The 24060-nt window shown below is 49.9% G+C and carries 19 protein-coding genes; 4 read left to right on the plus strand and 15 right to left on the minus strand.

Annotated elements, in window-relative coordinates:
* Positions 1–3: 3 nt before the first annotated feature.
* Positions 4–471: a J domain-containing protein gene (locus tag AS151_RS14880; protein ID WP_139240674.1), complete on the minus strand. Its 468-nt coding sequence runs from the start codon at positions 469–471 to the stop codon at positions 4–6.
* A 279-nt stretch (positions 472–750) separates the two neighbouring features.
* Between AS151_RS14880 and miaB the strand changes: the two genes are divergently transcribed.
* Positions 751–2112, plus strand: coding sequence for a tRNA (N6-isopentenyl adenosine(37)-C2)-methylthiotransferase MiaB (miaB, locus tag AS151_RS14885; RefSeq protein ID WP_071517849.1), 1362 nt, complete (start codon positions 751–753; stop codon positions 2110–2112).
* A 156-nt stretch (positions 2113–2268) separates the two neighbouring features.
* Here the strand turns inward: miaB and AS151_RS14890 are convergent, their stop codons facing one another.
* The 6 genes from AS151_RS14890 to AS151_RS14910 form a co-directional block, all read right to left on the minus strand.
* Entirely contained in the window at positions 2269–4500 is a 2232-nt protein-coding gene (locus tag AS151_RS14890) for a glycoside hydrolase (protein ID WP_071517850.1), read from the minus strand.
* Between the two features lie 121 nt (positions 4501–4621).
* Positions 4622–4864, minus strand: a complete 243-nt coding sequence (locus AS151_RS14895; RefSeq protein WP_071517851.1) for a NifU family protein — start codon at positions 4862–4864, stop codon at positions 4622–4624.
* A 140-nt stretch (positions 4865–5004) separates the two neighbouring features.
* Entirely contained in the window at positions 5005–5235 is a 231-nt protein-coding gene (locus AS151_RS14900; RefSeq protein WP_071517852.1) for a hypothetical protein, read from the minus strand.
* 880 nt (positions 5236–6115) lie between these two features.
* Complete coding sequence (locus AS151_RS14905; protein WP_071517853.1) at positions 6116–7573, minus strand: NAD(P)/FAD-dependent oxidoreductase; 1458 nt, start codon at positions 7571–7573, stop codon at positions 6116–6118.
* 68 nt (positions 7574–7641) lie between these two features.
* Complete coding sequence (locus AS151_RS22215) at positions 7642–7800, minus strand: hypothetical protein (RefSeq protein ID WP_170861413.1); 159 nt, start codon at positions 7798–7800, stop codon at positions 7642–7644.
* Positions 7801–7841: 41 nt separating this feature from the next.
* The gene (locus AS151_RS14910; RefSeq protein WP_071517854.1) at positions 7842–8150 is read right to left on the minus strand and encodes an HU family DNA-binding protein; all 309 of its coding nucleotides are present in this window, start codon (positions 8148–8150) and stop codon (positions 7842–7844) included.
* Positions 8151–8223: 73 nt separating this feature from the next.
* Between AS151_RS14910 and AS151_RS14915 the strand changes: the two genes are divergently transcribed.
* Positions 8224–8508, plus strand: a complete 285-nt coding sequence (locus AS151_RS14915) for a hypothetical protein (protein ID WP_071517855.1) — start codon at positions 8224–8226, stop codon at positions 8506–8508.
* Between the two features lie 39 nt (positions 8509–8547).
* Here AS151_RS14915 and AS151_RS14920 read toward each other — a convergent pair whose 3' ends face one another.
* From AS151_RS14920 to AS151_RS14955, 8 genes are all read right to left on the minus strand, one after another.
* Positions 8548–11040: a type IV pilus secretin family protein gene (locus AS151_RS14920; RefSeq protein ID WP_071517867.1), complete on the minus strand. Its 2493-nt coding sequence runs from the start codon at positions 11038–11040 to the stop codon at positions 8548–8550.
* A gap of 172 nt (positions 11041–11212) precedes the next feature.
* Positions 11213–12034, minus strand: a complete 822-nt coding sequence (locus AS151_RS14925; RefSeq protein ID WP_071517856.1) for a hypothetical protein — start codon at positions 12032–12034, stop codon at positions 11213–11215.
* The gene (locus AS151_RS14930; protein WP_071517857.1) at positions 12024–12851 is read right to left on the minus strand and encodes a PilN domain-containing protein; all 828 of its coding nucleotides are present in this window, start codon (positions 12849–12851) and stop codon (positions 12024–12026) included. Before AS151_RS14930 ends, AS151_RS14925 begins: the two co-directional genes overlap by 11 nt.
* Positions 12852–12858: 7 nt before the next feature.
* Positions 12859–13977 (minus strand): type IV pilus assembly protein PilM, encoded by a 1119-nt coding sequence (pilM, locus tag AS151_RS14935; RefSeq protein WP_071517868.1) that lies wholly within the window; start codon positions 13975–13977, stop codon positions 12859–12861.
* A 363-nt stretch (positions 13978–14340) separates the two neighbouring features.
* Complete coding sequence (locus AS151_RS14940) at positions 14341–15621, minus strand: folylpolyglutamate synthase/dihydrofolate synthase family protein (RefSeq protein ID WP_071517858.1); 1281 nt, start codon at positions 15619–15621, stop codon at positions 14341–14343.
* Positions 15622–15828: 207 nt separating this feature from the next.
* On the minus strand, positions 15829–16500 hold the full coding sequence (locus AS151_RS14945) for a sugar transferase (RefSeq protein WP_071517869.1): 672 nt from the start codon (positions 16498–16500) through the stop codon (positions 15829–15831).
* An 879-nt stretch (positions 16501–17379) separates the two neighbouring features.
* Positions 17380–19230, minus strand: a complete 1851-nt coding sequence (locus AS151_RS14950; protein WP_071517859.1) for a hypothetical protein — start codon at positions 19228–19230, stop codon at positions 17380–17382.
* Between the two features lie 26 nt (positions 19231–19256).
* Positions 19257–21809: a hypothetical protein gene (locus AS151_RS14955; RefSeq protein ID WP_071517860.1), complete on the minus strand. Its 2553-nt coding sequence runs from the start codon at positions 21807–21809 to the stop codon at positions 19257–19259.
* Between the two features lie 588 nt (positions 21810–22397).
* Between AS151_RS14955 and AS151_RS14960 the strand changes: the two genes are divergently transcribed.
* Positions 22398–23105 carry a Crp/Fnr family transcriptional regulator gene (locus tag AS151_RS14960; protein WP_071517861.1) on the plus strand — a complete coding sequence of 236 codons (708 nt, stop codon included), beginning with the start codon at positions 22398–22400 and terminating at the stop codon, positions 23103–23105.
* A gap of 161 nt (positions 23106–23266) precedes the next feature.
* Positions 23267–23815: a universal stress protein gene (locus AS151_RS14965; RefSeq protein ID WP_071517862.1), complete on the plus strand. Its 549-nt coding sequence runs from the start codon at positions 23267–23269 to the stop codon at positions 23813–23815.
* The last annotated feature ends 245 nt before the right edge of the window (positions 23816–24060 follow it).

Genomic DNA, 24060 nt, shown 5'->3' on the forward strand with positions numbered 1-24060 from the left:
CGATTATTTTCCAGTGGGAGAGGTTTGCAAATATTCTTGTAATTTATCGTAGGCTTCCCGTACTTGGAGAAAAGCCTGTTTGCTGCCGCCGGGAACGTCAGGATGGGTTTGTCTGGCTTTGCGGCGATAGGCTTTGGTGAGGTCTTTTCTGGTAAAAGGCCAGGTTAAATCGAGCAGTTTTATGTAAAAATCGATTTGTCGGTTTTTTTGAGCCTCCTCGTTTTCGGAAGATTCAAAGGGATATTTGCGATCGCCGTTGGCATAGCGAGCATCTCGACCATATAAATAAGCATCGTCTGCAGTATTAAATTCCTCCCAGATTTCTTGAATGGTTTTTACCAGCAAAATCAAAAAAACAACGAACAGGGAAATAAAAATAGGAATCACCGAATACGGGTGAAGCTGGGTCAGGCAAAATACAAAAACTGGCAAAGTCTTGAGCAAAAAGAGTAAAGAATTATACTTAACCATAAAAAAATATAGTGCCAGAGCTTTAGAAAAATCTTCTAGCCATTCTTTTTCCCGGAGGACAAGCAACGCTACCAACTTTACCAAGAATGCCTGCAGGCACGGACAAAAATTGATATAATCAAAGGTCTACCATTGGCCAGATTGGGCTCTCCAAAAAGCGATCGCCATCGACGATCGATTGGGGAACGATTGTCTTTCTGTCAAAATAGAAATAGCAACAAAAAAAATCGATCGATTGCCCTCCTCCATCGACGACTGTACGCAAAAGCACCTTTATCTATGACAATGAAAACCCCGCGCAACTATCACATCACCACCTTCGGCTGCCAAATGAACAAAGCCGATTCCGAACGGATGGCTGGAATTTTAGACGATATGGGGTTCACCTTCGTCGAAGACCCCGACGACGCCGATATCATTGTTTACAATACTTGTACCATTCGCGATAACGCCGAACAAAAAGTTTATTCCTATCTAGGTAAACAGGCGAAACGCAAACACCAAACGCCAGAACTCACCCTCGTGGTTGCCGGTTGCGTGGCCCAGCAAGAAGGGGAAGCCTTAATGCGTCGCGTACCGGAGTTGGATCTGGTTTTGGGGCCGCAACATGCCAACCGCCTGCAGGATTTGCTAGAGCAAGTATTTGATGGCAATCAGGTAGTCGCTACCGAACCCATCCACATCATGGAAGACATCACCAAGCCACGGCGGGATAGCGATATTTCCGCTTGGGTGAATGTCATTTACGGCTGTAACGAGCGTTGTACCTACTGCGTCGTTCCCAACGTCCGCGGAACCGAACAATCCCGCATGCCAGAAGCCATTCGCGCGGAAATGGAAGAGTTGGGACGTGCGGGATACAAAGAAGTAACCCTGTTGGGTCAAAATATCGACGCTTACGGCCGTGATTTGCCGGGAGTGACCCCAGAAGGTAGGAACAAATACAACTTTACCGATTTGCTGTATTACGTTCACGACGTTCCCGGCATCGAACGCATTCGTTTTGCCACCAGCCATCCCCGCTATTTTACCGAACGTTTGATTGCGGCCTGTGCAGAACTGCCTAAGGTATGCGAACATTTTCACATTCCCTTTCAATCCGGGGATAATGACATTCTCAAAGCCATGGCGCGGGGATATACCCAGGAAAAATATCGCCGTATCGTCGATAAAATTCGCCATTACCTTCCCGACGCAGCCATCAGTGCCGATGCTATTGTCGGATTTCCCGGGGAAACGGAAGCACAATTTGAAAACACGTTAAAATTAGTGGACGATATTGGTTTCGACCAGTTAAATACAGCTGCTTATTCCCCACGTCCGGGAACAGCAGCGGCTAAAATGGAAAATGAAATCTCCGAAGAAGTGAAAAAAGACCGCCTGCAGCGTTTGAATCATTTGGTGGCCACCAAAGCCGCCGAGCGATCGCAACGGTATTACAATCGCATCGAAGAAGTACTGGTGGAAGGTGTCAATCCCAAAGACGCTTCCCAGGTCATGGGGAGAACCCGCGGCAACCGCCTAACTTTCTTCAAGGGAGATTTAGATACCCTACGAGGAAAAATCGTTCCGGTTCAAATTACCGAAGTTCGTGCTTTCAGTTTGACAGGCGAAGCTTTGGTGCCAGCTGCTGTTGGGTAGGGAGACAGCATGGGATCGTCGACGCATGGTAGAAAGCCAACATCTAGCAACTGAAATTAAGGGGCAACCACACCGGGATTGCCCCTACAAGAAATTGGGATTTTTGCATATGGGATTGGGGATGATGGTTGCATTTTCCCATCTCCCACGCTCCCTTTAGGGACTATCAATAGTAATCAAATGGTCTTCCGGCAGATGGGAACGAAAATGACCAGCGTTGGAAAAGACCAAAAGTAGCTCTAAAGACCAACCCGGTTCCGTAGGTAGGTCATCCCAGGGAATGGCAATTTCCAAACAGCGGTCGAGTCCCACTTGCGCGCGGGTTCTGTGCGCGTACCAGCAATTGTATTCCCCCGCTTCATAAAACCAAATGGATTGAGTGAGCAGATCGATGCCTAGATGGTGGTGAAATAAATAATTTAACGGTTCCCGATCGGGGAGTTCTTCTAAAGGTAAGGTACTGTTGTGCATTGTACGGTGCGGGTAGTACCAAAATAAATTGAATTCCGCAGGAAAATCCTTGCCTGGTTTTTTCCCAGTTTGAAAATCCAAACGCAGGTAGAAATTTAAGTGATCGCGTCCGTACCAAATGCGCTGTACCGGACTGCTGCGGTGCATAGTACCGCGCGCCGCACCCACTTCAATGCGACCGGCATGGTTCCAATCTTGTTCGTCTCCAGCACCATCGATGGTGGGATGAATGAAAGTTTGCGGACGTTGTTCGCCTTTGCGTTCGTGTTCTTCCAAGGGAGATTGTAAAGCGTCGGGAACCGGTTCTCCCAAAGCTTCGTAAATGTCAGCTAGGTGTTCGCGGAATAACTGGTCAAAGATGGCATCTTGGTTGGAACTGTGACCTTCGCCAAACCACCAGAACCAGTCGGATCCTTCGGCAGCATATAAAGCTTCCCAGACGGCGGGGTTGGTTTCTTCGGTGGCTTCGGGATGGTTTTCTAGGGTTTTCCGCGCATCGTAGAGCAAATCCCAGGCGCGGTTTTTGATGGGATCGCCAATCCACGTGGCAAAGTTGCCGTCTACCCAGGAACCGCTGTGGAGTTGGTGGCTAGGAAGGGAGTCCTGTGGGGGAAATTTATCCAAAAATTCGGAAACGGTGACCAACTGCAGTTGTTGGGTATCGCTGCACAGTTGGTATAAATGCTCTAGGAAGGGTTTGCCGTCTTCTTGGTAAAATTCCCAGCAGTTTTCCCCGTCGAGGGCAATGGTAACCAGCCAGGGTTGGTCTAAGGTGGTGCTGTTGCTGCTTTGTTGCTGGCGTAGCTGGCGCGCGATCGCTTCTAGATACCCTACCAAATCGGAAGCAGCTTTTTTGGGGTCTATGGAACTGTAGGTGAACCCAATTAAATCCGACAAGCGATGGTCGCGAAAGACAATGCTGAGATCGCCGTGGGGGGTTTGCAGGCGATAGGGACGGTATAAAAGTTCTGCTTCTTGTAAATTCCCCGCCGCATCGCGATTGAAAAAGCGGCTTAAGGTCCATCCCAAAACCGCTTCGTCGGAACACAGCCACTGAAATCCAGCTTGTGCCACATCGTCCAAAATGTCCGGACTCACCGACTGTTCCGAGGGCCATAAGCCTTTGGGATCGACCCCAAATCGCTGGCGATACATGTCAATAGCGCGCTGCAAGTGTCGGGGAATGTCGCTGGGGTATTGAAACCGCTTGTTCGGTAGCGGGACTTCTGGCATGGCTACTTTGGCAGCGTCGGTATCTGCCAGCAGCGGTAAGATGGGGTGAGTGTAGGGAGATGTGGTGACTTCTAACTGTCCGTTATCTTGCAGTTCTTTATGTTTGGCAACGATACGCGCCAGAATTTGCCGTTGTTGCTGCCAAATTTCTTGGCGATCGTAAAATGTAAAGTTCCGTCCTTTTTGAAAAAACTTGGCAATTGCCGGTTGGTCCCAGAAAATGGGATCGATCCAGGCTAAATTGTGCCAAGCCATCAAATCCCCATAATCGCGCAGCGACCAGTTTTCCCAACACCAGTGAATCCCTTTTTCTTGTTTTTGTTCGTACAGTTCGGCGTAGCGGGGATGGGGATCCACCATGGTGCGGTGGTTGGCATCAAAAAAATGTTCTAGAACAAACTTTTTTTGTCCTTGGGTGAGCTTTTCTACAGGAGTGAGGGTTGCTTCTAAATAGGGGTCTCTGGCGCGGTCGTTGATATAATCTTCCAGTTGCAAAATTAGAGAGGGAACCAAGTTGACGGTTTGGCGCAACTGGGGATATTTTTCTAGCAGTAAGATTAAGTCTAAATAGTCTTTGGTACCGTGCAGGCGTACCCAAGGCAGCCGATATTCGCCGCTGCGATAACTTTTGTATAGAGGCTGGTGCTGGTGCCAAATAAAAGCAACGTATAGTGGATGACTCATAATTCTCTAAGCGATCGCCCCAGGGGAGAAACTGCTGGCACTGGCATTAGCCCAAGCAAGAGAAAAGATACTGGCTATTGGGGTACCTTTTCTCCTACTTTTGGCGCTATAGCGCTTGGCCTTACATGATGGCTTCTACTTCCGCAATTTCGGGGATTTCTTGGCGCAGTTTGCGCTCGATCCCCATTTTCAGGGTCATGGTGGAGCTGGGGCAAGAACCGCAGGCTCCTTGCAGGCGTAGTTTGACGATGGGACCGTCAATTTCTACCAATTCTACGTTGCCGCCATCTGCCATCAAGTAGGGACGCAGTTGGTCGAGAACCTGTTCGACGTTTTCTGGGGTTAAAGCGAGTGCTTGGGTCATTGGAACCTCCTTTCGGTTTTTTTGGTTTGCTCGAACCGTTCCCAAGGTTGAAGCAACTAAAAAAATAAGTGAATTCTGTTTGTCATTCTACATATTTTGAGCGCTGGTGGGGACGGTTGCGAGTAGGGGGAAGCGAACAATCAATCGTTCCATTCGCCTCTGGGGGGAACTGGAGGATTGCGTCGCAGGGTTCTGGTTAAATCGTCGTCGCGGCTGCTTTTTCCCCGCAGCCACTGGCGAATGGCAGCTTCAAAAACTTTGCTGGGTTCGTTGGTGAGGTGTTTGACTTGCTCTAGGAGCTCTGCATCCAGTTCGATGCAAACTTCTACCTTGTCACGCGGTCTTTTTTCGGGTTGGGAAGAATCATTCATAAGCGTCAATAGAGTTACTATAAAAGAATTTATAATTTCTCGATTCTATTGGTATTTTACGAGAAAAGATGGGAGATTGAAAGCCTTGCCTCTTTCCCAGCCGGGAGGAAAAGCTCCCCGTGTGGCTTTAGTCGCCGTTACCATCAAGTCCAGGTACTAGAATCTAGAAAAGCAGGCGAAATTTCTTAAACCTATTTTTGTTCATTATGTTGACTCTCAGCTACGAATTCTCCCCTCCAACCGACATGCCGCCAGGCTCAAACGATGGAGTTGTGATGGGAAATCTGTCGGCAAGTTGGGAATGATGGGCTGAGAGAACGCCAAGATGGGGTCAAATCCCAAAAATCGCCTGTCAACGCCTGTCGTCTGGGAGGCGAGTACATCATTCCTGCCGATCTCCCTCGCCCTACCTCTGCCAGTCAGTGCAAGGCATTAACACCAAGCTAAGAAAGACCATCCCCAACTGAAAATCCCCCGATCGCAAGTCTGGTAGCAAATGCTTTGGCGTAGCTCAGCACAAGCGCTCAAATGTTTGGAGACCGTATGGGTGGCTATGTATTGACGGGGATTTGGTTTTCCTCGTTTTAAGAAAAAAAAGGGCGGTTTCGCTCCTTTGTTTTTCCTAAAGTCAAGGAAACCTGTATCGAAGGGAATTAAATTGACTTTTCGAAAATTGGGAAACTACGGTTTTTTAAGTCTCGCTCTCTTCGGTGAGGGCTTTAGCGAGCAGGTACTATATCATTTTATCCGATGCAAGTGGATGTCGAAGTTCCCCAATCACCTATGAGCGGTCATGCCATAGGGATTGGTTCTGCTGAAGTTGCGATCGCATGACTTGAGGGGACAGAAATTGAATTTTAACCTCACAGAGCAACTGACATCAACCCCGCCGCCAGGTAAAAAAGGTTTCCCGCAGGCGTTGGCGTAGGGGGTGGCGCTGGCGCTTTTGTTCTTGCCAGCTGTCGTACAGTCGTTGGAACAGTTCGCTGTAGCTGGGCATCATGGGAACGATGGTGGCGATCGCTTCGATGCTTTTTTTTTGGCGGATGAGAGCAGCCAGGGGTACGATGAGTTCTCGGGCGTGGGGAAGTAACAAATGAGCCCCAAGCAATTTTCCATTGCTCTTTTGCAAAACGAGTTTGGCCAATCCCACTGGCATCCCATCCACTTGCATGGCTCGCAGGTCGGTCAGCGAGTGGCGCAGCACCACAATGCGATCGCCGTAGCGTCTTTGGGCTTGAGCTTCGGTCAATCCCACCCGTGCCATTTCCGGTTGCGTACCAATTCCCCAAGGAATGCCTTGGTAGTTGGGAGAAAACCAAGGGGCAAACAGGGCATTTTTGACAGCAATTTCCGCTTCGTAGCAGCCGATGTGGGGGAAAGGGTACCCCCCCAAAAGACTCCCGCAAGCATAAATCTGCGGGTTGGTGGTTTGTAGTTTGGCATTGACCTGCAGCCGCTTTTTCCCAGTACGGGTTAAATGCCATTTGACGCCCACCGTTTCTAAATTCCAGCCTTCCAAATCCGGTTGATAGCCAGTGGCAAAGACAATTTCATCGCTTTCAATGGCACGATTGCCGGCAAGAACCCATTTTTTCTGTTGAATTTCTTGAACTTGGGTTACAGTAGCTTGGGTCATTACGCGCACGCCACTGGCTTCCAAGCTAGCTTGCAGCAGGTATGCAATTTCTGGGTCTTCTTTCGGCAAAATGTGAGAGCTTCCCACCAATAAAGTCACGTTGCTACCAAATTGCTGCCAAATTTGGGCGAGGTGAACGCTGGCTGGGGAAGCCCCCACAATGGCCATTTGCGATGGCAAATTTTCGCGTTTGGCGAGTTCGCCAATGGTTTCGCTGTCTAAATAGCTGGTGGTTACCAAACCGGCAATTTGTGGAATGTGGGGTTGGACCCCCGTCGCTAGCAGGTAGGCTCGCGATCGCAGGGAACGCCGTTCGATGGCAAAGGCGAGTTTGGGGAATTTGACAAACCGACCGGTTTCGCAGACGAGGTCAATACCCAGGCTTTCTAAAACAGATGGCGATTGAGCGGCCATCAAATGGCGAACTACCTCAGCGCCCCATATACGAGCGCGTTTGACCGGGTGATTTTCTCCTCCCCGAATTTGGGTAGCCGCAAAAACATCATCCCGCAGGCTTCCTCTGGTGGATACGGTACGTTCCCAAATATCTCTTAGTTCCAAACCGCTACTTTCCCATGCTTGGGTCGCCGATGGCGGCCAAACCAGGGCTACGCGGGCACCCCACTGACGAGCAGCGATCGCTGCCCGCACGCCGGCGGGGCGATTTCCGATTACAACCAGATCGTACTCTGCCGCCATAAACCAAATGCGCAATTGAGGAGAATGAAAACCTAGCCGGGCAAGGCAAAACTGAGGTAGTCAAGCTATCAGGAAAATGCGATCGCTGCACTGGGAATTCCCCGGGGCAGCCAACCAGATGGTTGGGTAGATATTTGGAAGTCCAAGACGGGATGGTTCAACCAGCGAGGAAAACCACAGCCAGCGATCGCACGGAGCGGGTACTCGTTGTATTGGGCAATAACCACAACAACGTAGGTACCTGAAAGCCTGCTGTCAGCGCCAAGCTTCAGTTGTTGTCGCTGTCAGGAGCTACTTTGTCTTTAAACAGCTTGCCAGCGGAAAAGGCCGGTACTTTGGTAGCGGGAATTTCCATTCTGTCACCAGTTTTGGGGTTGCGACCTTCACGAGCTTTGCGTTCTCTGGACTCAAAAGAACCAAATCCTACCAAAGTGACTTTATCGCCGGCAGACACAGCTTCCATAATGGTTTCAAAAACAGCACTAACGACGGCGTCTGCCTGTTTTTTCGTTACGCTACTGCCTAAGCTTTCGGTGGCTTTTTCGGCCACGCGATCGACCAATTCTCCTTTATTCATAGGAACACTCCTTACATCAATTTACACTTGCTAGCTCCGAGAATGGCAGGGGGTTCGGTGAGAAGCGCCTGAAATGACTGCATCCTCAAAGTTTCACTGCATTATTCTAAAGGGTGCAAGCCCGCTGTGGATCGGTGAAACCTTTAATTTATGTGGATTTCGGGAATTTTTTTTCCAAATTTCATCCCGGTTTGGCGAACAAAATTGGACGGTCAAGCGCCAAAATCCCCTGATAAAGAGAGTTTCAGCTACAAATACTGCCAAAGCCGGCTTTCACGGCATATTAAGTAATGTAAATTCCTTCTGGAATAAAAATAGAGCCCATCAAGCGATCGCGAAAGAAAAAGACGTCCTGTAAAGAACGTCCTGGCAAAATTGGCTGGTTTGACAAAAGCAACTAACGTTGCCCGGGTACTTGAAATCCTCGTTGTTGCAACATTTGTCTGGCTTCTTGCCCTGGAGTATAACCGTACCCGTAGGTCGATTGCTCGCTATCGTTGAGAATCCGTGGTGTCACCAGCACAATTACCTCGCTACGTTCGTTTTCGCGGTCGGTACTTCTAAACAACGAGCCAACGATCGGCAAATCCCCCAAAATTGGCCATTTGGTAACATCCACACGATCGGTGTCCTGAATGATGCCGGTTAGAATTAAGGTTTGTCCGTCTCGAATCCGGATCTGACCGGAACTAACGCTCCTTGTATTCACGGTTGTGGCAAAAGCATCATTATCTCCTAGATTAATACGTTGTCCAGGAGAACTGACCGTGGGACTAATTGTAAGCGTAACAAAACCATTGTCATCAATTCGTTGCACATCAACAGCGAGCGTCAACCCAACCTCTTCAAAATTGACTTCACGCTCGGTCCGGCTAACCCCTTCTGTATCGACGAAATTAATATTTACATTTTTGACAATATCTTCTGTCAGCTGAACATTTGCTTGTTGTCCTTCTTGAACTACCAAAGTTGGATCCGTCAAAATTTTAGCGTTACCGCTAACTACTTGTGCTCGCAAACGTGCCAAAAACTTGGTGGGGAACTGGAAGAGGCTGGGTAAAGCCGTGGTAATTTCACCGACATCTCCCAAACTGATATCGGCATTACCATCTTCATCAAACGTAATTTCCGTATCTTCAGGTAGCTCAATATCTGAAATGCCTGGTTGAAACGGATCTTCCGTTACTGGTGCTGTGGGTTCAAAGAACGTACCCGAACCGCCTTCCCTACGAATAATCTCGCCGTCGGGCAGCTGGATAATCTGGTCTGGTGCCGTGTTGGGAACCCGAATTTGACTGTTGGGGTCTACAAACGGTTCGCCAGTGACGGGATTGTCAACTACCGGCGGACTGATTGTGCGTTGGGCTTGGGTGGCGTTGGGCGGTCCGGTTTCGCCGAAGTTGACAATCGCCGTACCGCTGTCGCTGACAAAGAAACTGTCGTTAATACCAAAAGAAAAACTCGTGTTCACCTCTTCTTGGTTATTTAGATTTATATCAATGATTTTTACATTGACAGCTACTTGTCTTCTCCTAGCGTCAAGTTGACTTAGAAAAGAACTTGCTAGTTGAATTTTGCGTGGTTCCCCAATTAAAGTAATGGCGTTTAGCCGTTCATCGGTGATAATCGAAAGTCCGCGTAGCAAAAGAGGCCCCCTACTCTCCTCACTAGGCGCTGACAAAGGATCGATCCGGACAGTAGTTTCTTCCGTTCTGTTGGTAATTGTCGATTGCTGCTCTCCTTCACCGACTTGCTGGGTTTGTACTTGCGTTTGTGTGGTTTCCACAACCCGTTGTGATTCAGCACCTTGAGCGCTTAAAAAAGCTGCAGCCTGGGCAGCGCGCACTTGATTGAGACGAAATGTACGGATGATAACATTTTTAGCGGAATTGGGCAGTTGTTCTCCTACGAAAATAGTGTTGTCCACGCGGTTGGCCTGTAAATTAGCCAGGCGCAAAACATGGTTGAACACCGCTTGTACCCGTTCGTTTTGAATATCCAAGCTAATGGTAGTTTGAGGCGCGCCACCATTGCCTTCCCCATCTCCTTGGTTGTCGCCAGTAAAAATTAAGTTGAGGTTGGCAGCCCGGGCAAGCAGGGAAAGCACTTCCCGTACGGGGGCATCTCGCAAAACCAAGCGTGGTACCACTTCTTGGGTGTTCAGTTCGATGGTGTCGGAACCGGGGCTTAAATTAGAAACAGCAATATCGCCCACGGGTGGGGCGACAGCTCGGGGTTGAAAGGGTGGGGTGGGTCTGGCTTGTCTACCATTGGGGGCAGGCTGACCGTCAATGGTAATTTCTGGATTGGGCACCAGCACATCTGGCGATTGGGAAGGAGAAGGCTGTTGTGCTTGTTGTTGGGATGGTTGTTGTTGGGATGGTTGTTGTTGGGAATTCATCCCTGGCGGCATTTGGATTCTAGAAGGTTGCTGTTGCTGCTGGTTCTGGCGGGCAGCGCTAGGAGGCGTGGTGGCAACGGCGGGATTGGGATTGAGACCTAGGATAATTCCTTGGCGGTTGTTTTGTAAGATTTGGGCACTAGGGGCTGTGTTTGCCCCCGTTACCACCATCCGTACGCTATTGCCATCGAGGGGGGTAAGCACCACCGAAGCAATCCCAGAGGTGGGGTTGCTGCGGCGAAAGGTATCTCCCTGGGGCAGGTTGAGCTGCGTATCGATGAGGTCGGCTACCAAGCGATTGCCGCTGCGGGTGGTAAAAATTTGCGGGCGATCGCCGCCTTGGGTTTGTAGAATAATTTCTACGCTGCCATTGCTTTCACGCAACTGTACGGAAGTAATTTGAGCCGGTTCCGCCCAGGCTGGTTGGGCGGCTACCACGACCACGGCTGTACTGGCGAAGAACTCGCGAAAACCAAAATGCACGTTCACCACCGTTCACTCCTTCACGAACAACAAAACTTTACTATGTCCTTGTAGCCATCCTAATGTATGTGCCAAACAACCAGGAAAAAAGAAATAGAAAAAATATTTAAACCATTGCGATCGCGATCGCGGATAGCTCCTACTATACAAAAATGAACGACCCCATCGGCAGCTCCATTTAGTTGGAATTCTGCTGGTCTTTTTCCTTTTCTTCTTGGGATTGTTTTTCCACGGCTTGCTGGATAATTTCTTTTTGTGTGCGCGGCACGATTGCTTCTAATTGAAACGAAGTTCTCAGTCTTGGGGTGGATCGTTCGGCAATGGTAATTTCTCCATTTTGCCAGGCCAAGCCCACTTCCAAGGTGTCCTGTTGTACTTCTACTGCGGGACTTTTGATTAACAGCAACGATTCCAGACGTTCTAGATTGCGAACAAAAGATTGTAGCTGCTCGAAAGTTCCTTCCATAGTCACGGAATACACTTTCCGTTTCAGCTTGCCTGGTGCCCAACTTCCCAAGGACATATCATTGGCAGGAATCCCCTGCAAGCCACTTTCGGGGGTAAACTCAACCAGCTGCAATTGTTCGGCTTCGCTATCGATGGTTGCATTTTGCTGGGCAATGATATTGTTGATATCGAACAATAAAGTAGATAGGGTTTCTCGTCTGGTAAACAGGGAAGCTACGATAGCTTGCTGGCGCAGAGCTTGTTCCTTTTGCTCTTCCAATTCTTGCATGTTTTTCAGCAGTTCCCTTTGACGTTCGATGCTATTTTCTGCCTTTTGAATTTGCCCTTTAAGCTGCCTTTTTTCTTCCAGGGCAGGTTGTAACATGGACAGGAACACCCATACGCCTATCCCCAAACCAAGGACGCCACCTAAAAGGCCCAGGGCACCGATGGGAACGGCAAATCCTAAAATGTTAACTTTGCCGGCAGCGTCTTCTTCCTCTTCTTCAAACTCTTCTTCCTCGACGGGAATGTACTCATCACTAGCTGTCATCGCTAAATAACCCCTCTTGTTTCAGCGTTTCAATGCGCGCCACGATGCCATCGGCACCATTTTCGCGAATTTCCGGTAGTAATTCATGCACCCGAGTATCGGTCAACCTGGTTTCTATTGTATATTCCACCACATCGGGCAGTTCGGTATCGTTAGGAATCGACTCATCCAAAAACTCTACATTGCTGGGATTGTCCGTTTTCTGAGCTTCCGTGAGGGAAGTTTGCTCTTTTTGAAAAAATGGCGAGTCTTTCAACACCAACAGGAAGTCGTTTAACGTATCGTAGTTGGTTGCCGTTCCAGAAATTTCCAAATTCACAATTGGTTTGGGCTTAGCTTGTGGTTGCTCTTCTCCTTCTTTCTCTTTTTGGCTGTTGTTTGCGGGGGCTTCAGGTTGGATTTCGGTTTGTTCCACCATTTGAATGGTCACCCCAGCCATCGTGGCGCGATCGCGGAGTTCTTCCATCAGGGCGGACCAGGGTTTCACGTGGTCGAACACCGCTGCCATGGCTTCTGCCTCGTTCTGTAAAGCTTCGATTTGGGCTTGGGCGTTTTTCACCTCTTGCACCTTGCTTTCCAAAGCTGCCAAATCCCCTTGGATTTTTTCCAATTCTGTTTGCAGTCCGCTTTTCTGGTGGTTGACCACTAACAAAGCCCCCAACATCAAAGCAGGAACAGCCAAACCAACGCTTGCCCCCCCAATGAGGAAGAGTTGATTGTTAGCAGATAGTTGAACGCCGCCACCAGATCGAGCTTTCACCAAATCGGGTCGGTAGTCGGGGCGGTCGTTCAGAAAATTAATATCAATACTATACATACTGGTTTTATACCTCCCGTAACCCTAAACCCAGTACCACACCCATACTGGGTCTTTGTATGAGGGGAATTGACTCTTCGTCTACGTCCAAAGACAGGGTTTCAATCGGATCGATACGACTAGTGGGTAGGCTCAGACGCTGCATCAAATATTCATCCAGCTGACCCACAACGCTACCCGGTCCGGCTAATAACAATTGTGCCACTTCCAAACCATCGGTTTGGTTGAGATAAAAATCAATCGAACGCCGCAGTTCGTCGCTCAATTCTTGCAATACTTTTAGCATAGCTGCTGTATCGGGACTGGTCCCCCCCATACTCATGCCCATTATATCGGTTGGATTGTCGGGTATGGTCATTTCCTGCAGCTTTTCCAAACTGCGAGTAGGGGGTAAATCGGCAGCTTCTAAGACAGCACTGTTGATATGGTAACCGCCAATGGGAATAGTGCGGGAAAATTGCGGCACGCCATCGACGGCAATGGTGATTTCCGTACTGTCAAAGGCAATATCAGTAACAATAACGGCTTCCTGGGGGGTAAATTGCTGCAGTTGTTCGCGAATGGTACGCAACAGGGAAAAACTACTAACCTCCAGCACATCAATTTTTAACCCCGCCTCTGTAAACGTATCGATATAAGTTTGGGTAATATCCTTGCGGGTAGCCACCAGCAAAACTTGCACCTTTTCGGTGCCATCTTCATCGACCAAAGGCTGTCCGTCAATGGGAATCAATTTCTGATAGTCCAAATCGGCTTCTTCCCGAGGAAAGGGGAGATATAAACCTGCTTCCTGATTCATAAAATCGCGTAACTCCCGCTCGTCGTCCAGTTCTGCGGGAACAAGGATGGAACGAATGGTAGCCCCTTGTACGGGAATGGCTGTGGCTACCTGGCGGTCTTTAATTTGATATTCCGCCAGTACTTCGTCAATGAGTTCTGCCATGGTAGGCGGGTCAGCAATTTGTCCGTCGGCAAAGGCGTCTTCTGGCACCTCTTCAGTGTATACCTGGGCTTTGAGACGGTTGCTCTGTCGTTGCAGTTTGGCGATATTCAGCCGGTCGGGGGCGAGTTCGATGCCAATGCCGGGCTTGCGTCTCGATAAAAGGCCTTTAAAAAAGTTCACCATAGTTGTTTCAATATCCAGATTCTCAGAACAACGAGCGGAAAACATCTGGCCATCTATCTTGCCATCTGGCCACCAACGAAAGAGAAGATGGGCTTTTTTGAAGGGATGGCAGGGGGGATGGTTTGGTGGAACTACCTGGTTGACCCGAGTACCCTGGAGGCATTGCATCGGTGAATTCAAGCTGTGGTGGTTCCCTATTGGTCGATTTTTTGTAGCGTCCAGGGTTCATCTAGATGCACCTACTTATAAAAAAGGGTACCCGAGGGGATGGGGCGATCGCTACTGGCAGCTGGTGGATTTTCCCGCCGTCAACCCACACTGGCGATCGCCAGTTAAGGATCGGCCAGTCAGCCCCAGCAAACACTAAGATTTCGGCGGTGCCAGGTGGGAAAAGAAGTACCCCAACAAGTATAGGGAACCGCACAAAACCACCAAATCTTCTTCGCTCTTTTCTTCGCTGGCTGTGGCGGCGGATAGAGCTGGGAACAAATCGGTTTCGCTACGTACCGATCGCAGTTGGGGTTGAATTTGTTGGGCGAGGGCAGCCAATTCCGATGGTGAGGCACTGCTGTGGGCGGGAACGGGGACCAAAAACAAGCGATCGCCCGGTCGCAGTAGGGTTTGAAAAATGCCTTCGTGGTCTTTAGTGGAGAGCATCCCCATGACCCAGCTAACCGAGGGCGGGGATTGTTGGTCGATAAACCCCCGCAAGGCTGTTGCTGCTTCGCGATTGTGGGCACCGTCTACAAGCAAGCTCTGCTGCTGGTACGTTACCCATTGAATCCGCCCCAACAGCCTCGTTTTGGCCATGCCCTCGGCAATGGCGGTATCGGAGATGGTCCATCCTTGCTGGCGTAAAATTTGTAAAGTTGCGATCGCGAGGGCAGCGTTGGACCGCTGCATGTCTCCTAGCAGGGGCAGCCGATAGGAGATGCCATGGGAGCAAACCAAAGGTGGATGGTTGCCGTCGTTTTCATTGCTAACAGGAACCGCTGCTGGCGGAAACACCGCCGGACATTCCAGTTCGGCAATTTTTTGCTTAACTACAGCCATAGCGGATTCGGGTAGCTGCCCCACCACAACCGGACATTTGGGTTTGAGAATGCCAGCTTTTTCTGAGGCGATCGCGGCGAGGGTATTTCCCAATCGTTGCCAGTGTTCCCAACTAATGGAAGTAATCACTGTTGCGAGGGGATGGGCACAGACGTTGGTGGCATCCAGCCGACCTCCCAACCCCACTTCTATAACCGCCACATCTACCTTTTCGCTAGCAAAATACAACCAAGCTGCTGCCGTTAGCACTTCAAATTGGGTAGGAGATTCCCCATCGGCAGGAATTGCTGCTTCTACCCGAGAGAGCATTTGCTGTAATTGCGATTCGGAAATGGGTTGTTCGTTGAGGCAGATCCGTTCGGTCCAATCGAGCAAATGCGGGGAAATGTAGCGTCCGACTCGATAGCCAGCAGCGGTTAAAACCGCCGAGAGGTAGGCACAAACCGAGCCTTTGCCGTTGCTACCAGCCACGTGAATAATGGGAACCTGCTGCTGGGGGTTTCCCAGTGCCGCCAGCAAGTGTTGGATTCTTTCCAAGCCGAGATGAATCCCAAAGCGTTCGAATTTTTGCAGGATAGCGTCAATCGTCATGGAGGAGAAAAAACCATCGGTCGGTATCTATTGCCTAACCAATATACTCCATTGACGCCCCTGTGGATGCTTCCAGTCTGAGTGCGGATGTGCGATCGCTTTTCGATAACCCAAAAAATTTAAATCCCACACCAAACGGGTATCGATTGGTATGGGACAAAGTGTTTCGGAATTGTTTATATAGTTAAAAATGGCATGAAACTAGCTTTAACAAGCTCCTTCTTTGGTCAAGACGACGCCAATCGTTTTCAAGATTAACTTCAGATCGTAGGCGAGCGACCATTTTTTCTGATAGTTCAAATCCATTTTGACAATGTCGTTGAAGTTGGTTACTTGAGAGCGACCGTTGACTTGCCACTCGCCAGTAATTCCTGGTTTAACCTCCAAACGCTGCCAGTGAAAATGGCTGTATTTACTGACTTCATCTAAAGTTGGCGGCCGGGTACCCACCAGACTCATGTCTCCTTTTAAAACATTCCAAAACTGAGGAAACTCATCGAGGCTGGTTTTGCGGAGAATTTTACCCGCCGGTGTTATGCGGGGGTCTTCGTTGTTTTTAAAGATGTGCCCGTTGGCTTGGTTTTGCACTTTATGTTTGAGCTGGTCGGCGTTGACCACCATGGAACGAAATTTCCAAATACGGAAGGGCTTGCCTCGCCAACCGCAGCGCATTTGCGAGTAGAAGATGGGACCCGGACTGTATATCTGGATGGCGATCGCAATGGGGATTAAGGCGATCGCAGTTAGCGTTAAGCCGACTAAAGCACCGACGATATCGATGGCACGTTTGGCAGGGCTAAGTACAGCTGGGTGGATCGACCGCTGGTGGGATGGTGCGGACAACCACTGTTGGCTGTTGAGGGATACATCATTGCCCATAGAAGCTGGAACTTTAGAGGTAGTAATCACGGAAAATCTCCGATACGTTTGCAAGCCCTGTCGCTTTTAGCGCCGGGAGGAAAAACGAACGGCGACTAAAGTTGCCTTCCCCACGCCCACTGAGAGCGAAAAGAGGTGCAGTTTCCGCTCTTTCGGTGTTAGAGCCGGAATCGCCTCCCCGGCACAGCGTTATGTTTTTCTTGCCCATGTTTTTAGGGCTGGTCGAGCTAACGGCATGGCCTTCCCCCTGGTAGGGCGGTTGAACCGTTAACGGCAGGGCAACAAACACCGAAAGTATTTGTAGGTGCCATGACCCTAAAAACGTAGCCCCCAAAGGGCGAAGGGCTGGTCAGCTCCCTGAAGCTGGAGGCATGAAGCCCCAGTACTTCAGCCGGGGGTGCTGACGGCTTTCGGCAGGTTTTCCTTTCACGTACTGTCTTTTCCCTGTACTATACCCAATGGCTGCCCCTACTGTGGGGTCTCACCGGCAAGGTTTGCAAAAACTTTAAAAAAGATTGCGACTTCGTAAAATTCTCCTAATCCTTACAAGGGATTTGGTATATTTCCTTACTTTCACCACCGGCCATCGCTATCCGGGGAAATACTTAAAATTGGGCACGAGATGTGGGATAGAAATTTCCCTTGGGACTAACAATTTCAGGGATTATACGTAGGAATGCCAAAATCCAAACAACCCACCTTGTCCCTAAATTCTGGAAGCAAGTTGCTAGAACTTTGCTAGCCACCAACCCCCCAAACGCGATCGCTATAACCTCTTAGAAAAAGCATTTACCTCAGTTGCACTCTTGTTTTCCCACCTTTTGAAGAATATTACTGTTTTGCGATTGACGAATAAAAGCCTCTTTGATTTCTAGATACCTATTTTTCCGATACTTCAGAATATATCTGAGCGGGCAAAGGCTCTTGTAGCTTTTGATAGCTATTTTTAATTGCTGAATGGAAATATTTTCTCCACAGCGTTGCTACTTGTAAATTCAGGCGGTAGGTACCTTCCTCGCGATCGCGCTCAAACAGAGGCAAATCGCGCACCTGTAGCTGTTGCAGAGTTTCGCGGGAAGCCGGCGTCAACCAAAGCTCGTCCTCACCATCGGGAAACAAACCATCCGGCCAGCGATTTTCCAACAAACGTTCCAAGCGATCGCCCACCGCCACCACAGGAATTCCCCGCTGTTGCAGCCACTGAAAAATTTGCGATTGGGTCAAGCAACTCTTTGGCACCCGATCGAGAGAAGCGCGAGTCAAAACATCCAGCAACTCCCAAAGCAAGAAATAATCGCTATACTGAGCCTTTCCCCGCGGCAGCAACTGCGGGTACAAAGGAACAGCCGCCAACCCACAAGCAATTCGCGTCTGGGTCGCTTGTTTGCCCTCCCCATACACATCCTGAACAATCGTTGCATTGGGCAACTTCTGCCGCAGCCAACGTCCAATCGCCTCATAAGAGGCATTTCCCCCCGTACAAATAGCATGGCGTACCGATTGCACCGCAATCCCCGTCTCGCTAAACAAAGCATTCAGTTCCCGGTTGAGCTGCTGTACAAAAGGCACCAGCACTCGACTTTCCAAATCCCGGCGTTGAATTTGACGGCAATAGTTGCCAATTTGTAGCCAATAGCTATCTTGATTGTTCGGTTCTAGCAAAACTTTTTTCAGATCGCTAGCAATATCCAGCAACATTATCCCCAAATGGGAACTGCGTAGTGCCATGGTCAGGCGATCGCGTGGGCAACGTTCTGGCAATCCCGGTTTTGGTCTAGCTTCTGGCGGAATCGTCAGTTCCGTACTTTCCCAATAGCTCCCATCAAGCAAAACTTGCAACACCGTATCTTGGTCGAGGGCGCACCCTCCATACGTAAAATTACGGAAATAGAACCGATCGTGAGTTAGATCTGCATAATTTTCCGGTAGCGATACCAAAGCCAACTCCGTTGCCGAAGCCCCCGAATGGACCACCAGGGTCACACCACTACTAGGTAAGGGCGCTGTACGCTGGGATAACGTCGATGCTGGGGAAACCTTTGGTGTGGCTGTTGCGCTTCCCTGAGGGAACTGGCTAGCCAAAATCGCCACCGTATCCTCCACCAAAAAGATTTGTTGGGGATGCTCAACCAAACCAGCTCCTAGCAAAACCTCGCGCAAGTGAAAACCATAAGCATCGGAAATGCCACCGGGCATGCCCACCACCACACCCGCCAACTGCGACCATGCTTGCTGATAATCCGCCTCATCCAGCCCCACTGCTTTCCCCGAAGCTTGTACCGTAGCCAACCATTGACCGAACCATTGAGTGAGTTCTGCTACGATTTGTTCCAGGGAAAAAGCAATTTCCGAGGACCACTGCCACTGAAGTTCCCAAATGGTATCCGAATATCCCCCTAAACTGGCAGCAAACAAGCGTTTAAATTCCTGCAGCCAGCGATCTTGGGCGCTATCAGCCAGCCGTTCGTCGCCATTGGTGTGGCACTTGCCTGCAAATCGGTAGCATGGGGAACCGTTTGATTCTAGGTATATAGGGTGGAATGACCCCGTTTCCCGATGCAAAAACGTAGCAGATAAGCCCGTAGTTCCCCAATCCAAACCTAAATACCAGGTGGAAGAAGATGTTGGCGTTTTCACTGGATTGAATACCAGTGTTTCTCCCACCCGACTGGCGGTACAATCTGCCACAGGCGTTCCTGGTTCTAAATGCGGTTGTTTTCCCAATGCCATCCACCACTGCTTGTATGCGTCTGTTTCTAGTTCGGTTTTTTTTTGCCACTGCCGCGATCGCGATTTTCTGAAAAAAACGAATCGTTCGTACCATTAGAGGTAGATGTGGATTCGCTATCGGCTTCGGCAGCTGCTTCCAAATCAGCAAACAAATCCCGATCGGCTGCCGAGGGAGTCGGTGTTTCGGTGGTTGTGCTTTCCCAACCCCACCATTGCGGTTCTGTTTCGACGATCTTACTCTCTGGTGGTGTGGCAGCACTGAGTTCCGCGAGTAAATCCTCCTCTTCTGCTTCGGTGGCGTTGCTGGTTTCGGCATCGCCAAACCAATCGCTGCTGTTGGCTGCTTCTTCGCTGGCATCGGTTGTGGGGTCAGCCAGGGGTTTGCCCCCAGGCGTGGCTCTGGTATTGAGAAACACTGTTCCCTCTTCCTCATCGTCGTCATCTTCCTCTAGAGAAGGGTTGACTGGGGGAACTTCTGGCTCGCGATCGCTGCTAGAAGATTCGCTTCTAGGTACAAATTGAATGCGGGTAGCTTCTTCCCAGTCTTCTTCGCTGGCAATCGGGGTGGCACTTTCCAAGTTGGATAGATCTTGCTGTAGGCGCTGTAACGTTGTATCGCCCAAAGACAAATCCGGCGGTCCTTCTTCTTCCATCCCCGATTGGGGCAGCAAGTTTTCCTCGGGAAAGCAGCGAACGTATTCGTCGCTCTCCCCGTTTTGCTCTCCTTCCCGCCACCGCCAATCCGAAGCTCCGTGGGAGGCATACGAGTCCCTACGTTGGGGATTTTGGGCGCTATCGCCCCGTTGCCAAGGCAGGATAGAATGTTCCAGTTCCGCTACCAACTCATCCAGGGAAGCAATGTTTTCCAACCATTGCCCTGCCGGTTTTTCCTGGGATTCCGACTCGCTGGCACTGGCTTCAAAATCTTCTGGGGTTTCTTCGTTGTAAATGGTTTCCGGTTCTTGAATTTCATCAACGGTTTCTAGGGATTGGGAGGCAGTTTGGAAAAACTCTGCCGCTTCTTCCCAAGCACTATCGGTGGGAATTTCGCTGGTGGATTCGAGAGACATGGAAGCCGCTTGAAAGAAATCGGGGGCTTCCTCTACGGTTTCCTCGGTGGCAAACAGGGAAGCAGCTAGGGAGGCGTAGTTTTCGCTGTTGGGAATTTCGGTGTTGGTTTCGCTTTCTTCCCTCGCTTCGGAGGACGACCAAAAATCTTGAAAAAATGTGAGGTCTTCCTCGTCTAGTTCCTCTTCTTCTGGGGCCAAAGAATTTTCCGGTTCGGAACTGGTGGTGGGATTGGTTGTCGTTTCGTCGGAGGCAAACAGGCTGGCTTCTAAGGCTTCAATGTCGCTGTAGTCATTTTCGATCGCTGCCTCTGGGGGGTCCTGTTGGTTTTGCTGGTCTTGGTTTCCCTCACTGCGATCGCTGCTGGTGGGTTCGCTTGTCCCAGGCACCTCTTCAAAACGATCCTCGTGGGGGTCGGTGGCGGTCTCGTTGCTAGAGACGCGATCGCTGTTTTCCTCGGTGGCGGTGGTGGGTTCTGGCTCGGTTTCGGTGGGTTCGCTACTGGGGGAATGGGTGGGTGAGGTCTCCCCAGCGCGATCGACAGGGGATGGTTCGGGGGGAGCTACCGCACCGCTCTTTTTCGGCGCAGTTGGGGGAGTTGGTGGGGAAACCGTGGTTTTTTCGCTGCTTTCAGTTTCTGGTGATGGTAGATTTTGAGCCCGCTCCGCGATCGCTTCTACCAACGCCGCAATCATGTTTTCTCCCTGCTGTCCCAAATTGTACATTTGCGAGAGGGATTGCGAGAGGGACTGTTCGTAACTGCGGGTATTTTGCAACAGCGAGTCAAAAACTACCTGCATGGTGGCATCCAAATCCTGGAGCATGCGATCCGATTGGGCCTGCAACTGTCGCAATTTTTGCAAGCGATCGGCAGGATGTAGGGGATACTCCCCTGAACTGGGCTGGCTGCCGGTTTCCGCCTCCGTGGCGGCTAACCCCCAACGATGAACTGAAGAAATTTCCGAAGGCGCGGCTTCCAAACTGAGAAATTGGGTTTCCAACCGTTTGAGGGTTTTGGCCATTTGTGCCTTCAGGGTGGGCTGCAAGCGTTCGAGCAAGCGTTCCAAAAATTGGGCAATGGCCTGTTGTTGCTGGTCTTGTTGGGCGGCTAAGGAGTAATATTGGGCGCGTTTGGCTTCTAACTGGCGAATTTCTCGCAGCAATTCCTGGCGCTGTTGCTGCAGTTCGTCCAATTCGGTTTGTATTGACCCCAACAAGGTCGCGCGAATGGTTTGCAGTTGCGATCGCCACGTTTCTACTGAGGGAGTTTCCGAAGCATTTTCCGGGGAGTTTTCTTGGGGAGACGGCGATGCAGCTTGGTGACCAGCAGCTGATGGTTGAGACCATTGCGATTGTAAAGCCACCAAAAATTCGCGAGTTCGTTCTAACAGTTGGCGTTGGCGGTCGTCTTTGCTGGTCAAGCCAAGCCGCAGGCGGGGAGGTTGTTCTGATAGAGCTTCGTCAATTTCGTGCAGCAGGGATTGAAGGTCGGCCAAGGAAGGAGAACTCACGATAAAACCTCGAATAATACAAACAAAACAGACAAACCGTGAAAACCGGAAAGCTTTTTAGGCAGCCAAGATAGCGTTTTCGCCAAGCTTCCCTCAAGAAAAATCGCACCCATTGCCTTCCCGAAAAGGAAAGTGACTGGCTAAGCCGCAAAAATTCGGATATTCTACTAAATACGACGGCAATGTCCGCATCTCAAGCAACCAGCACAGGCAAAAATTTTCTAATCAGACCTGTTCTCTATATATTACGATCGTGCAATCGGGGTCAATCAGGTCTACTTGCCAAGCAGTAGCATTTGCAGGCAACCAGACCCGCCTTGGTGCCGCCGATGGTGATTTGCCCTTGTAAAAGTTGCTGTCAATTGTAAGATGGTTGGTAACCTGGTGCCTGCGGGGCATGCATACCTCTATCTCAACGATCTCAATGTTAGGCGATCTCCGGCATACCTGTGCGTAGCTTAGCTTTCTGCCAGAGAGCTGGTCACGGACTTGACATTGGGGGATCGATGCGTATATTTGGCAGTAGCCAAACAGCAGCCTACTCGGTCAGTAGCTTCATCCCTATTCATTTTTTGAATGCCAAACCTCATGGATGAAAGACAAAATCTCCGCGAGTCGGATGTCAAAATACAGGAGTTAATCGAACGCTGTCCTTTCTTTGCTGGATTGCCTGCCCAGGTCGTTGAAAGGGCAACTGCCCATATTGTGACGCGCCAGCATCCACCCAACCAAGTGATTTTGCTGGAAAATGATTGGGGAAGTTCGGTGTATTTTATTATCGATGGTTGGGTCAAAATTCGTACCTACAATCTGGATGGTCGCGAAGTAACGCTCAATATTATTGGTAAGGGGAAACTGTTTGGGGAAATGGCGGCCTTGGATGAAGTGCCCCGTTCCACGGATGTGATTACCCTCGCTCCCACTACCATTGGCAACATGCCAGCCCAAGATTTCGTGCAGTTGATTCACTCGGAACCTTTAGCAGGCATTCGCTTGGCACAGCTGATGGCTAGGCGTTTGCGACAGGTGAACCGCCGCTTGCGCGTTCGAGAGGCCGATAGTACCTCTCGGGTGGCTGATATTTTATTGTTTTTGGCAGAAGGTCAAGGCAAGTATGTGGAAGAAGGGGTGGAAATTCCCAACTTACCCCACCGAGAATTGAGCAGCCTCAGTGGTTTAGCCCGGGAAACGGTGACTCGGGTTTTGAGCAAGTTGGAAAAGAAAGGATTGATCCATCGCAGTCGCGATACAATCTGTATTGCTGATACCAATGGGTTGGAACGGTTCTTGGTATAGCTTTCCCACCAAGATGGATTGGGCTAGCGATCGCACAGGAGCGATCGCGAGGGATTTTGTAAAAGTCTTTTAAGCTAAGTGTCAAGTATTGCTGCTAAAATAAACGATTCTCATAGCCTTGCGTTAGGGTATAAGCAAGAAGGCAATTTGGGGAATGAAAAATGAGTTTTTCCAGAATTTTTGTCGCTTTGGACGAATCGCAATTGAGCGATACGGTATTTCGCCATGCTATGGAATTGGCAGACACTTCGCAATCGCAGTTGATGCTTTTTCACTGCATGGATCCGGAAATTGCTGGGGAACCAATTATCCCAGTTCCCATTGAAGTGGGGTTGTATCCCGATTTGGTGGAAAGTGCCCACAAAAACCAACAGGATTGGCTGCAAAAACAAACGGAACACATTCGCCTCTGGTTGCAAAAAATGAGCGAAGAGGCTAGCAAAAGGGGGATTTCTACAGAACTTGATTTTAAAATAGACGAGGCAGGTCCTGGGATCTGCCGTGCCGCCAAAGCCTGGAATGCAGATGCTATTGTGGTTGGTCGTCGCGGTCGCCGGGGATTGGCAGAGGTATTGCTCGGTAGCGTGAGCAACTATGTCGTTCACAACGCTCACTGTTCGGTTTTGGTGATTCAAACGGGCGAAAGTAGCGATCGCTCGGAAACCGCCAGCCAAGCCAACCAAGAAGAAACTGCCACGCCATCTCAGTAGGCAACGGCCGTAGCTGCTTTTCTTTCCATGCCCCCGCGGGAGATGGCAGGTAGGGAGAAACGGCAAACCCTCTCGCTCCATCGTAAAATGTTTTTTATAGAAACAGTATGGGAAGGCTAAAACCCCTGGTGCTTTAGGGAGGGGATACAGCCAACTTTGGGGCTTGCGCCCCACGTCAGTTAGAATGTTGGTGTGGCCAGTAGGCGTATCAACTGCGCTAAGAGGCATCCTAGTACGGGGCCATC

This window comes from Geitlerinema sp. PCC 9228, from assembly GCF_001870905.1.
Lineage (GTDB): Bacteria > Cyanobacteriota > Cyanobacteriia > Cyanobacteriales > PCC-9228 > PCC-9228.